Source organism: Bacillus cereus group sp. BfR-BA-01330 (genome assembly GCF_022663885.1).
GTDB classification, from domain to species: domain Bacteria; phylum Bacillota; class Bacilli; order Bacillales; family Bacillaceae_G; genus Bacillus_A; species Bacillus_A cereus.
Map to the genome: position 1 here is coordinate 204,534 of NZ_JAKUGK010000005.1, position 12,545 is coordinate 217,078.

The following is a 12,545-nucleotide window of genomic DNA, read 5'->3' on the forward strand; positions in this document are numbered from 1 at the left end:
AAAATCGTCCCTTATTTGAAGGGGCGATTTTTTTATGTTTTCAACCTTCACGCCAGTAATGAACTTAAAGGAGAGTATGTAGGATATGGGTATTTTACAAGATCTTGAATTTCGCGGTCTAATTAATCAGCAAACAGATGCTGAGGGCCTTGAGCAATTATTAGAAAAAGAAAGCGTTAAATTATACTGTGGTTTCGACCCGACAGCAGATAGCTTACACATTGGCCATATGTTACCAGTATTAATGTTACGTCGTTTCCAATTAGCTGGTCACCAACCAATCGCACTTGTTGGCGGTGGTACTGGTATGATCGGTGATCCAAGTGGTAAAAAAGCAGAGCGTACATTAAATACGAAAGATACAGTTGCTTACTACACAGAAAGCATTAAAAACCAACTTTCAAACTTCTTAGAGTTTGAAAACGTGGACAACCCAGCAACGATGGCTAACAACTATGACTGGCTTGGTAGCTTAGATGTCATTTCATTCTTACGCGATATTGGTAAAAACTTCGGTTTAAACTATATGTTAGCAAAAGATACGGTAGCATCTCGTTTAGAAACTGGTATTTCATTCACTGAGTTCAGTTACATGATTTTACAATCATACGACTTTTTAAACTTATACCAACAACATAATTGCCGTCTGCAAATCGGTGGTAGTGACCAATGGGGTAACATTACAGCTGGTCTTGAATTAATCCGTAAATCAGAAGAAGATGCGAAAGCATTCGGTTTAACAATTCCACTAGTTACTAAATCTGACGGTACGAAGTTTGGTAAAACAGAAGGCGGCGCAATTTGGTTAGACCCAGAGAAAACAACTCCTTACGAGTTCTACCAATTCTGGATTAACACAGATGACCGCGACGTTGTTAAATACTTAAAATACTTCACATTCTTATCTCATGAAGAAATTCTTGAGCTTGAAAAGCAAGTAGCTGAAGCGCCAGAAAAACGTGCAGCACAAAAAGCGTTAGGTTCTGAAATGACAAAACTTGTTCACGGTGAAGAAGCATTAGAGCAAGCGATTAAAATTTCAGCTGCATTATTCAGCGGTTCTGTAGCAGAACTAACTGCAAGCGAAATCGAGCAAGGATTCAAAGACGTACCATCTGTAGAACGTACTGCAGAAGATACAGTATTAATCGACTTACTTGTAGAAAGCAAAATCTCTCCATCAAAACGTCAAGCACGTGAAGATGTAACGAACGGCGCAATCTATGTAAACGGTGAGCGTACACAAGCATTAGACTACGTTGTAACAGAAAAAGACCGCATCGAAGGTAAATTCACAATCATTCGCCGCGGTAAAAAGAAATATTTCTTAATTCGTTACTAATCCGAAACGAATATAAACAAATAGTACCCCGAATTGTAGGCTGAAAAGTTTATGATTCGGGGTTTTTATGTATGGATTTAAAACGCCACATCTTTTCTTTTGAATAGAATATAAAGAATTAATATGAGCATATAAAGTAAACTCACTAGCATAACGATAAATGCTGTTGGATAAAATTTTGCTGCATATATAAAGAAGTCGATTTGATAAATATCTTCGTAATTTGAAACGGTACCTTTAAAGTAATTCGTAAATTTAGCGCTATATTTCCATTCATCAGGATCATCTATTAAATTACTTCCCTGATACCAATTAATAAGTGCGGAAGTAATAAATAGCATAAATGAACTTCCGAGTTGAACCATTTGATTTATTGTCAAAAAGAATCCACCTCCCATTTTATGGTTAATATAGCGTGCATTCATATGCTTGTAACCATTTTGTTGTAATCTCCTTTTCGAGTTCATACGGAAATCACATGTAAGCGGTATGATAAATGTATAACAACTAGAAAGGAGTGGTAAAACAAAATGTCACTAGAAGCGCTCATTATTTTTTCTTTGCTAAATGCGGGTCAGCTTGCAGAGAATTCGAAGGTGGATGTACATAAAGAGCAGAAAGATGCTTATGTATATGTTCAGAAAGAGGAAAATAAATAATTTTATTTTATATATAAACGAAAAAAGCCAATCCACAGGATTGGCTTTTTGTCATTAACGAGAGTAGAACTCTACGATTAATGCTTCGTTGATTTCAGCTGGTAACTCAGCACGCTCAGCGTGACGAGTGTAAGTAGCTTCTAATTTGTCAGCATCGAAAGTTAAGTATTCTGGTACGAAGTTGTTAACTTCGATCGCTTCTTTAACAACAACAAGGCTGTTAGATTTTTCGCGAACGCTGATAGTTTGACCAGGTTTTACACGGTAAGATGGGATATCTACGCGAGCGCCATCAACCATGATGTGACCGTGGTTTACTAATTGGCGAGCTGCACGACGAGTGCGAGCTAAGCCCATACGGTAAACTAAGTTGTCAAGACGAGCTTCAAGAAGGATCATGAAGTTTTCGCCGTGCTTACCAGGCATTTTACCTGCTTGGTCAAATGTGCGACGGAATTGACGCTCAGTCATGCCGTACATGTGACGAAGTTTTTGTTTCTCTTGTAATTGTAAACCGTATTCTGAAAGTTTCTTACGTTGGTTAGGACCGTGAGGACCTGGTGCGTAAGGGCGTTTTTCTAATTCTTTTCCTGTGCCGCTTAGAGAGATTCCAAGACGACGAGACAGTTTCCAAGCTGGACCTGTATAACGAGCCATAGTTGACTCCTCCTTTAAAAATGTTTTTATTTACGTAAAATAAAAACAGACGTAATCGATATTTACGGGCATTTTGTTTTCATGTACCTTCGCTCCAGCAGCAGGGAGTTACGAGATACACCTCCGTAGAGGAACAAAATACAAACGATAAACTCACATTACAAGGCTGCCTTTTTATTTTACACAAACGCTATTATATCTTTTACCCAGAGTTTCGTCAAGCGAGTACGTTTTTGTTTTATGCATATAAATTTTGGAAATTAATATAAGAAGGAATTTAAAACAATATAGAAGAAGAGATAGAAACACAAATAAAACGCTTACATAAAATGAAGTAAAACGTTCATCAAATTTTTATGGATGAATATGCGGCAATAAAAACATAAGGGGGATGTTTTTATGAAAAAGAAGCATATGGAGACAGCGTTAATTCATCACGGTTATACACCTGAGGAACATAAAGGAAGTTTAACACCACCTTTATTTCAAACTTCTACATTTACATTTGAGACTGCGCAGCAAGGAGAGGCGAGTTTTGCGGGAGTGGATCCATCTTATATTTACTCACGGCTTGGAAATCCAACTGTGAAATTATTTGAAGAACGTATGGCGGTGTTAGAAGAAGGAGAAGAGGCACTTGCCTTCGGATCTGGTATGGCAGCTATTTCAGCGACTTTAATCGGTTTTTTAAAGGCTGGAGATCATATTATTTGTTCAAATGGATTATACGGATGCACGTACGGTTTTTTAGAAGTGTTAGAAGAAAAATTTATGATTACGCATTCGTTTTGTGATATGGAAACAGAGGTTGATATTGAAAATAAAATTCGCCCAAATACAAAGCTTATTTTCGTTGAAACACCAATTAATCCGACAATGAAATTAATTGATTTAAAACAAGTGATTCGGGTTGCAAAGCGAAATGGCTTACTTGTTATTGTTGATAATACATTTTGTTCACCTTATTTACAAAAACCGCTTGAGCTTGGCTGTGACGCTGTTGTGCATAGTGCGACAAAATATATTGGTGGTCACGGTGACGTTGTAGCGGGCGTAACAATTTGTAAAACGAAAGCATTAGCTGAAAAGATTCGCCTGATGCGAAAGGATATTGGCGGTATTATGGCACCGTTTGATGCGTGGTTATTATTACGCGGGTTAAAGACGTTAGCAGTAAGAATGGATCGTCATTGTGATAATGCAGAAAAAATTGTATCGTTCCTAAGAAAACATGATGCGGTAGAAGGTGTTTGGTATCCAGAAGGGGAGTTAGCATCTCGTCAAATGAAACGCGGGGGCGGTGTTATTTCTTTTTCAGTAAAAGGCGGAAAAGAAGAGACGCAAGCGTTTATTAATGATCTTCACTTTATTACAATTGCGGTGAGTTTAGGAGATACAGAAACGTTAATTCAGCATCCAGCAACGATGACGCACGCTGCGATTCCAGCTGAACTAAGAAAAGAAATGGGCATTTTCGATAATTTAATACGCTTATCAGTCGGTTTAGAATCGTGGGAGGATATCGTTTCTGATTTAGAGCAGGCATTAAAGAAAATATCTACTGTAAATCAATGAAAAAAGAGTGAGCTATCGGTTTTGTACAGGGCGTACTAAATCGATAACTCGCTCTTTTCTTTTTACATATGTTTTAGGAGTGTTTCCACAAACTTTTCTAAATAGCGCTGATCTACTTCATCAAAACGATTCTTTTCAGGACTATCAATGTCAAGTACACCAATGACAGCTCCTTCTTTCACAATCGGTACAACGATTTCTGAATTAGAAGCACTATCGCAAGCGATGTGACCTGGGAATTGGTGAACGTCTGCTACAAGCTGTGTTGTTTTCGTTTCAGCTGCTACGCCGCAAACGCCTCGTCCAAATGGAATGCGTACGCAAGCAGGCATTCCTTGGAACGGTCCAAGGACAAGCTGATTTCCTTCTGTTACGTAAAAGCCAACCCAATTAACGCGATCTAAAAATTGGTTTAATAATGCGGACGCATTTGATAAGTTTGCGACTACGTTTGATTCGCCAGTTAATAACGCATCCAGTTGTTTAATTACTGTCTCATATTGCTGCACGCGAGATCCTGCATAACTTTCTTTAGTAAACATGGAAACAGCTCCTTTTTTATCGAGATGTGTAAAATATTAGCAAAATACGATGTATTTCACATGACTTTGTCGATAGAAAATTAAAGGAATTTGTCTTAAAAGTCAAGAAATTTAAACTATAGCTGTTCAGTGAGGGGAAGTGAGCGCATGAAGCAGACGAAACAAAAAGTAATTGATGCGGCAATATCGTTGTTTAATACGAAAGGGTATGATGGAACATCGGTGCGAGACATTGCAAAGCGAGCGGATGTTAATGTAGCGAATATTTCATATTATTTTGCTGGGAAGCAAGGTTTATTAGAACAGCTTATTACTGATTTTTTAGAAGGATATATTCATGTGATTGAAATGTCGTTTGAACAGAGAGAGTATTTGTCGGCTAAAGATGTGATGGTGCAAATGATGCGCGGGATTTTACGATATCAATTTGAAAATAGAGAACTAACACGTTTCTTCTACCGAGAGCTTTCGCTTGATACGACATTAATTCGTGAAGTGATGACCGTTTATTTTTCTAAAGAAAGATATTATATAGAACAAATGATTAGACAAGGACAAATGAAAAAAGAATTTCAGAAAGTATCATTTACAATGTTTATGACGCAATTAAAAGGTATGATAAATATGCCGTTTTTATATCCACAATATATATCAGAAGTACTGCATTCTTTCCCGTCTGAGACATTTTTCATAGAAATGTACACGAAAGAGATTGAGCAATGGATGGAACAAGCATTATGTAAGGCGAATATGTACCATGAATGGCCAAGAGCTGTTCATATGTGAAGAATCCCCACCTAACGAACTGAGGTGGGGGTTTTTATGTTTACTTTTCTTTGCCATAAATTGTTACATAATAGCGCTATAATTGTTAATGCAGCTCCAGCGATTTCAATTTTATCGACTGTATAACCTCGAAAGATAGAACCGATCAGTGCAAGGATAGGAACTAAATTCATAAATAATATGCCGTTAATAGATGAAATATAGCGATTTCCCATATTCCAGCAAAATACAGCGATAACGCCTGCGATAATCGACATATAAAAGAGCTCAAAACGAACGCTCACAACTGTACGCAGTGACGGCATAGTAACTATATTTGTGTACGTTAAGAAAGTAACAATAACGATGAGTGAAATGGAGCCAAATAAACAAGTTAATGTCGTGTACCTAAGTGGTGACCAAGATTGAAAACGAGCACCCCCGTTTGTATAAATGACCCAGCAAGTAACGCCGCATAGCATCAATATGTTTGTTGATAAGTGGCTTGCAGCTCCAAATAATAAGTGAATATTTCCTTTTGAAATGACAAGCATAACACCAAGTAATGCAACAAACATACAAAGGAATGTATAGTTTTGTGGGCGGCGATTTTTCGTTATCCATTGCAGTGATAAGGCAATCAGTGGCATAAGGGATTGAATCATAGCTGCATGGATTGCTCCGGAAGGTCCGGCAAGTTGTTGTCCGTAGAAAACGAGAAAACCATACCCCGCGAAACCGACTGTCCCGTAAAAGAATAGAGAAAGTGTTCTTTTTTCTAAGCGGAGTGAAGTCTTTCCTTCAGTAATTAATAGCAAAATAAGAAAAATAATAGCTGCTGATCCATAGCGAATCGTTGTGAAGAAGAATGGATCGATAAATTGCAGAGCATTTGCCATTACAGGAAACATAAATCCCCAGGCAGTGACAGCGAGTAAGCATAGAAAGGATCCGAGTAGCATTTGTTTTTTGTTCAAGAGTATCTTTCCCCTTTACATTTCGTTATAGTAAGTTGATGAAATAAGTATAAAGAGTAATTGTTTATAGGAGGAAATATCGATTTCTTATAACGGTTATAACTTTTTGTTAGAGGTGTGTACGATGGATTTGGAGGCAGTACGATCGTTTATTGAAGTGAAGCATACGCGAAGTTTATCAAAGGCAAGTAAGATTTTACATATATCGCAACCAGCGCTTAGTAAACAAATTCAAAAGTTAGAAGCGGATTTAGAGGTTACGTTACTTAAGCGTTCTGCGCAAGGAGTAGAGTTAACGGAGGCAGGAGAGTTATTTATAAAAAGAATGTTACCGATTTTGGAGCAAATAAATGAAGTGAAAACAGAAATGAGGGGGTATCAAGAGAACCGGAAGTTTTCAATTGGTATACTACCGAGTTTAGCGGAGCATTACATATCAGAATGTAAAGATATATTAGGTGGTGAGTTCGAAGTGGAATGGCAAATCGGGCATACGGAAGTATTAAGAGATTTATTTAAAGCGCGGGAGATTGACGCGATGTTCATCGATTCAGTAGTAGAAGGTGCTACGTATATAAAAGAAGTGCAACAAGAGAAAATTGTTTGTGCCGTTTCAAATAATCATCCGTACAAAGAGAAGATAGTCATTCAAATAGAAGAGCTACACAATGAAAAATTAATTGTATATCCAGAAATATGTGATGTAAGGAAAATGATTATGAACATGTTTCATGAAATAGGTGTAAAACCAACTATAGCTGTGGAAACATCTTACGCAGAACCGATGCTTGCAATGGTAAAAGCTGGCCTTGGTATCACGTTACTTCCAGAAAGGGCAGTGGAGCAATCTGTAAGGCAAGGAAATGTACATGTAATTTCTGTTGAACCACCACTCATGCGGAAAATTTATTTCGTATCCCATACGAAAGATTGTTTGTTATTACAATCATTTGAGGATAGGTAGTGAGGTAGGCGGAATATTGAGAAAGATTACAATCACATTGAAAGAAACATGAAATTTTAAAAAAAACTAGGTCAAAAACAAACCATTACATGGTATGATTAGTACATTGTTAGTTGTTAAATATAGGGGAATTCCCTTTTTATACATAATGCCTTCCATTTCATAAACGGAACGGACAAAAAAAGAGATATAACTAGGAGGCTTTTTTGCATGGATTCTATCCTGACGATCGTTATCATTGTAGTAAGCTCTATTCTAGTGCTGCTCATGATAGAGCTTGTGATAAGAAATCGTTCATATAAAGATATTGAAGCACTGGAGCAGTGGAAACAAGAGATAAAAGATAAACCTGTGGCAGATGAACTAAAACGGGTAAAAGATTTAAACATGACGGGTCAAACAGAAGAACTGTTTGGTAAATGGCGTGAAGAATGGGATGAAATTGTATCAACAACCCTTCCGAAAGCTGACAAAGATTTAGCGCAAGCGCGAAAATTCGCCTCGCAATTCTCCTTCCGAAAAGCAAAGCATGCGATGAACGAATCCATAAGTGGTTTAGATGACGCTGATAATCGTATTACTGACATTTTAAATGAATTACAGCAATTGTTAGAAAGCCATGAGAAAAATAGCTCGGAAATTGAAGGGTTACGTGATACATATCGTAGTATGAAAAAGAGTGTTCTTGCTCATAGACATATGTATGGAGCAGCAGAGCAGAAAATCGAAGAGATGCTAGACGCTGAATCTGAGAAATTTAAAACCTTTGAAGAAGCAACAAACAATGGCGACTATTTAAAAGCGAGAGAAATTGTTATTAGTTTGGAAGAAGGTTTAGCAGATTTAGAAATCATTATTCACCAAATTCCAGATTTATTGGTAGAGTGTCAAGCGACGTTACCAGTTCAGCTGGAAGATTTATTACACGGACATAATGATATGGTAAGACAAGGTTATGTATTAGATTATTTGGAAGTCCCTAAAGAAGTTCGCGATATGACGAAACAACTACAAACATGTTTAATGGATATACAGGAGCTTCATATAACAGAAGCGGCTGAAAAAGTAGAAAATTTAAAAACACGTTTAGATGGCTTCTACGATCAATTGGAACAAGAAGTACATGCGAGACATTATGTGGAGCAAAAAACACTTTCTGTTTACGATGACTTAGAAGAAATGCGTATCGAAACGATTGAAACGAAAACAGAAACACAACTTGTGAAACAAAGCTATCAGTTACAAGATAAAGACATTGAGTCTCAAAAAGTAATTGAAAAGCAAATGCACATTTTAACGAAACGTTTTGAAATGCTACAATTACGCGTTGCAGAACAAGATATTGCCTTCTCTATTATTCGTGAGGAACTAGAAGAGGTTTATGAGCAATGTGAAACGTTAAAAGTACTTCATGCAGAATATAAAGAAATGCTGCAAGCGATGCGCAAAGAAGAATTTGAAGCACGTGAGAAGTTACAAGAAATGCGAAATACTATTTTCGAAACGAAACGCTTTATGCAAAAGTCGAATTTGCCAGGTCTTCCAGAGAGTATTATGGAAGATTTAAAAAGAGGGCAAATGGCAATGCAAGCTGTATATGAACAATTAGAAGTGAAGCCGTTAAATATGAACGCTGTAAATAGCAGTTTAGAAGAAGCATACACAACTGTGAACGGTGTGGCTGAAATGACAGAAGAGTTAATTGGACAAGCATATTTAGTGGAAAAATTAATTCAGTACGGTAACCGTTACCGTAGTCATGATGAAAACCTAGCAGAAAGTTTAAATTATGCTGAGAAATTATTCCGTGAATATCAATATGATGCAGCTTTAGAACAAGCGGCTTCAGTATTAGAGCAACTTGAACCTGGCGTTGTTCAAAAAATAGCTGAATATGTAGACAATGAACAAACCCTTTCATAAAAGGGTTTGTTTTTTTGTGTAATTTTGCAGACGATGTTGCTATAATGAATAGCGGAATACAGCAAGGTTATTCGTTTCAAAATAAAGTGAAACTGTAATCAGTAGGAGGATTCATCCCCATTGATTACTAGCCTTCACCAATCGGGCATTTACGGACAGCCCGACTCCTACCTAACTTCTTTGCTCTAACTGGATTTTAAGGTGAGAGTCTTATTGCCTGTTCATGCGGGATAAAGTGAAACTGTAATAGGAGGGCATCCTCGACAATTATTAGCCTTCACCAATCGAGATAAAACGGAACCTTTGCGTAGTCTTAGCGTAATGACACGTATTTATGATATGATTATACGATGTGATAGCGCTGAAAGGGGAAGAACGATGATCTATTTTGATAATAGTGCGACGACGAAGCCATATCCAGAAGCTCTTCAATCGTACGTGACGGTTGCTGGGAAATATTTTGGTAATCCTTCTTCTATTCATTCGCTTGGAGGAGAGGCAGAGCGTCTATTAACACAATCAAGAACGATTGCAGCGCAGCTTCTTCGTGTTAAACCTTCTGAAATTATTTTCACATCAGGTGGAACAGAAGGGAATAACCTTGCGATTAAAGGGATAGCGATGAGGAATCGTTCGCGTGGCAAACATATCATTACAACAAATATTGAACACGCGTCTGTGTTTGAGGCATATAAGCAATTAGAAGAACTCGGGTTTGATGTAACATATTTACCGGTTAACGAGCATGGTGTTGTGTCGGTAGAAGATGTGAAACGAGCACTTCGTGAAGATACGATTCTTGTGTCAATTATTCATGTGAACAACGAAACTGGAGCAATTCAGCCCGTTGCTGAAATTGGAACGTTATTATCGAATCATCCGAAAATAAGATTCCATGTAGATCATGTACAAGGGATAGGGAAAGTACCGCTTGATTTATATGCGTCTCATATTGATCTTTGCTCAATATCTGGACATAAATTCCACAGTGTAAAAGGAACGGGTCTTCTATATGTACGCGATGGCGTAAGATTAGATCCGATTTTATCAGGTGGTCAACAAGAGCTTAAGTATCGCTCTGGTACAGAGAATTTACCTGGCATTGTAGCGATGGTGAAAGCACTTCGCATGACAATGGAACAAGTGAAAGAAAAGGTAGCTCATTTGCAAAGTTTACAAGCAGAGCTTGTTCGTTTCTTTAAAGAGATGGAAGATGTAACGATTAACACGTCGCTTGCATATGCAGCACCGCACATTTTAAATGTATCATTTGTTGGTTTAAAACCAGAAGTAGTCGTTCATGCTTTAGAAGAACACGGTGTATATGTGTCAACGAAATCTGCTTGTTCTTCAAAAGCAAATGAAGTGAGCAGAGTGTTAGTGTCAATGGGAGTGCCGCATGCAGCAGCTGCAAGCGCTATTCGTATTAGTTTGGCACCAGAAAACACAATGGAAGAAGTAAAACAATTTGAAGGTATTGTAAAAGAGACGATGCCAAAATTATATGAAGTGATGAGGTAAAGAAATTATGTTGAAATATGAATATATTTTAGTGCGTTACGGAGAAATGACGACAAAAGGTAAGAACCGTTCTAAGTTTGTAAGCACATTAAAAGATAACGTGAAGTTCAAACTGAAAAAATTCCCAAATATTAAAATCGATGCAACACATGATCGTATGTACATCCAGTTAAATGGTGAAGATCATGAAGCAGTCTCTGAAAGATTGAAGGATGTATTTGGTATTCATAAGTTTAACTTAGCGATGAAAGTACCATCAGAATTAGAAGACATTAAAGAAGGTGCATTAGCAGCTTTCTTACAAGTAAAAGGTGATGTGAAAACATTTAAAATTACTGTACACCGTTCTTATAAGCATTTCCCAATGAGAACGATGGAATTATTACCTGAGATTGGCGGACACATTCTAGAAAATACAGAAGATATTACAGTAGATGTTCATAATCCAGATGTAAATGTACGCGTAGAGATCCGCAGTGGCTATAGCTATATCATGTGCGATGAGCGTATGGGAGCTGGCGGTTTACCAGTTGGCGTTGGCGGAAAAGTAATGGTACTTCTTTCTGGTGGTATTGATAGCCCAGTAGCAGCTTACTTAACGATGAAACGCGGCGTATCTGTGGAAGCAGTTCACTTCCATAGTCCACCTTTCACAAGTGAGCGTGCAAAACAAAAAGTAATCGATTTAGCACAAGAGTTAACGAAGTATTGTAAACGAGTAACGCTTCACCTTGTTCCGTTTACAGAAGTGCAAAAAACGATTAATAAAGAAATCCCATCTAGCTATTCAATGACGGTTATGCGCCGTATGATGATGCGTATTACAGAACGTATTGCTGAGGAGCGTAACGCACTTGCAATTACGACTGGTGAAAGTCTTGGACAAGTAGCAAGCCAAACGTTAGATAGTATGCATACGATTAACGAAGTAACAAACTACCCAGTTATTCGTCCGCTTATTACGATGGATAAATTAGAGATTATTAAAATCGCTGAAGAAATCGGCACGTATGATATTTCAATTCGTCCATATGAAGATTGCTGTACTGTATTCACACCAGCAAGCCCAGCGACGAAGCCGAAACGTGAAAAAGCAAATCGTTTTGAAGCGAAATACGATTTCACACCATTAATCGATGAAGCTGTAGCGAACAAAGAAACAATGGTATTACAAACGGTAGAAGTAGTGGCGGAAGAAGAAAAATTTGAAGAACTTTTCTAAAACCATAAATTACCATATCTAAAACGTGTATGAAGTCATGTTATTTATCACACTCTATACTCACAAGGAGGTGATATAACATGTCACGTAGCACAAATAAATTAGCGGTTCCTGGTGCTGAATCAGCATTAGACCAAATGAAATACGAAATCGCTCAAGAGTTTGGTGTTCAACTTGGAGCTGATGCAACAGCTCGCGCTAACGGTTCTGTTGGTGGTGAAATCACTAAACGTCTAGTTTCACTAGCTGAGCAACAATTAGGCGGTTACCAAAAATAATCCCATATGATGGCTTAGAAAGAGCGGGTTCTCCCGCTCTTTCTTTTTTGTGTTGTGTCGCTATTTGTCGGTAAGTCGATGTAATTTCGTTTACTAATTCGACAGAACTGAAAAATTTGT

At 37.7% G+C, this 12,545-nt stretch carries 13 protein-coding genes and 1 other annotated feature (1 of these 14 only partly in view); of the genes, 9 read left to right on the top strand and 4 right to left on the bottom strand.

What is annotated here, in order from left to right:
• Positions 1-15: a binding site (T-box leader), on the top strand; it begins 215 nt to the left of the window's first position.
• Positions 16-85: 70 nt separating this feature from the next.
• A complete protein-coding gene (tyrS, locus tag MR112_RS16225) occupies positions 86-1,342 on the top strand; it encodes a tyrosine--tRNA ligase (protein WP_242245127.1) in 1,257 nt (418 codons plus the stop codon).
• 77 nt (positions 1,343-1,419) lie between these two features.
• On the opposite strand, the gene MR112_RS16230 is transcribed toward tyrS, so the two are convergent.
• Entirely contained in the window at positions 1,420-1,767 is a 348-nt protein-coding gene (locus MR112_RS16230) for a YjdJ family protein (RefSeq protein ID WP_242245154.1), read from the bottom strand.
• Positions 1,768-1,872: 105 nt separating this feature from the next.
• Between MR112_RS16230 and MR112_RS16235 the strand changes: the two genes are divergently transcribed.
• Entirely contained in the window at positions 1,873-2,001 is a 129-nt protein-coding gene (locus tag MR112_RS16235) for a hypothetical protein (RefSeq protein ID WP_000050944.1), read from the top strand.
• A gap of 54 nt (positions 2,002-2,055) precedes the next feature.
• Here the strand turns inward: MR112_RS16235 and rpsD are convergent, their stop codons facing one another.
• Complete coding sequence (gene rpsD / locus MR112_RS16240; RefSeq protein ID WP_000135315.1) at positions 2,056-2,658, bottom strand: 30S ribosomal protein S4; 603 nt, start codon at positions 2,656-2,658, stop codon at positions 2,056-2,058.
• A 399-nt stretch (positions 2,659-3,057) separates the two neighbouring features.
• Between rpsD and megL the strand changes: the two genes are divergently transcribed.
• Positions 3,058-4,233: a methionine gamma-lyase gene (megL, locus tag MR112_RS16245; RefSeq protein WP_025689072.1), complete on the top strand. Its 1,176-nt coding sequence runs from the start codon at positions 3,058-3,060 to the stop codon at positions 4,231-4,233.
• Positions 4,234-4,295: 62 nt separating this feature from the next.
• On the opposite strand, the gene MR112_RS16250 is transcribed toward megL, so the two are convergent.
• Positions 4,296-4,775, bottom strand: a complete 480-nt coding sequence (locus MR112_RS16250) for a GAF domain-containing protein (protein ID WP_000494340.1) — start codon at positions 4,773-4,775, stop codon at positions 4,296-4,298.
• Between the two features lie 147 nt (positions 4,776-4,922).
• On the opposite strand from MR112_RS16250, the gene refZ reads away from it, so the two are divergent.
• A complete protein-coding gene (gene refZ / locus MR112_RS16255; RefSeq protein ID WP_242245128.1) occupies positions 4,923-5,561 on the top strand; it encodes a forespore capture DNA-binding protein RefZ in 639 nt (212 codons plus the stop codon).
• 11 nt (positions 5,562-5,572) lie between these two features.
• On the opposite strand, the gene MR112_RS16260 is transcribed toward refZ, so the two are convergent.
• Positions 5,573-6,517, bottom strand: a complete 945-nt coding sequence (locus MR112_RS16260; protein WP_242245129.1) for a DMT family transporter — start codon at positions 6,515-6,517, stop codon at positions 5,573-5,575.
• A 124-nt stretch (positions 6,518-6,641) separates the two neighbouring features.
• Between MR112_RS16260 and MR112_RS16265 the strand changes: the two genes are divergently transcribed.
• The 5 genes from MR112_RS16265 (at position 6,642) to MR112_RS16285 (ending at position 12,425) form a co-directional block, all read left to right on the top strand.
• The gene (locus tag MR112_RS16265; protein ID WP_000362534.1) at positions 6,642-7,481 is read left to right on the top strand and encodes a LysR family transcriptional regulator; all 840 of its coding nucleotides are present in this window, start codon (positions 6,642-6,644) and stop codon (positions 7,479-7,481) included.
• Positions 7,482-7,691: 210 nt separating this feature from the next.
• The gene (ezrA, locus tag MR112_RS16270) at positions 7,692-9,404 is read left to right on the top strand and encodes a septation ring formation regulator EzrA (RefSeq protein ID WP_000377303.1); all 1,713 of its coding nucleotides are present in this window, start codon (positions 7,692-7,694) and stop codon (positions 9,402-9,404) included.
• Between the two features lie 378 nt (positions 9,405-9,782).
• Positions 9,783-10,925 (top strand): cysteine desulfurase family protein, encoded by a 1,143-nt coding sequence (locus tag MR112_RS16275; RefSeq protein ID WP_000638992.1) that lies wholly within the window; start codon positions 9,783-9,785, stop codon positions 10,923-10,925.
• A gap of 7 nt (positions 10,926-10,932) precedes the next feature.
• Complete coding sequence (gene thiI / locus MR112_RS16280) at positions 10,933-12,147, top strand: tRNA uracil 4-sulfurtransferase ThiI (RefSeq protein WP_000922337.1); 1,215 nt, start codon at positions 10,933-10,935, stop codon at positions 12,145-12,147.
• Positions 12,148-12,227: 80 nt separating this feature from the next.
• On the top strand, positions 12,228-12,425 hold the full coding sequence (locus MR112_RS16285; protein ID WP_000091640.1) for an alpha/beta-type small acid-soluble spore protein: 198 nt from the start codon (positions 12,228-12,230) through the stop codon (positions 12,423-12,425).
• The last annotated feature ends 120 nt before the right edge of the window (positions 12,426-12,545 follow it).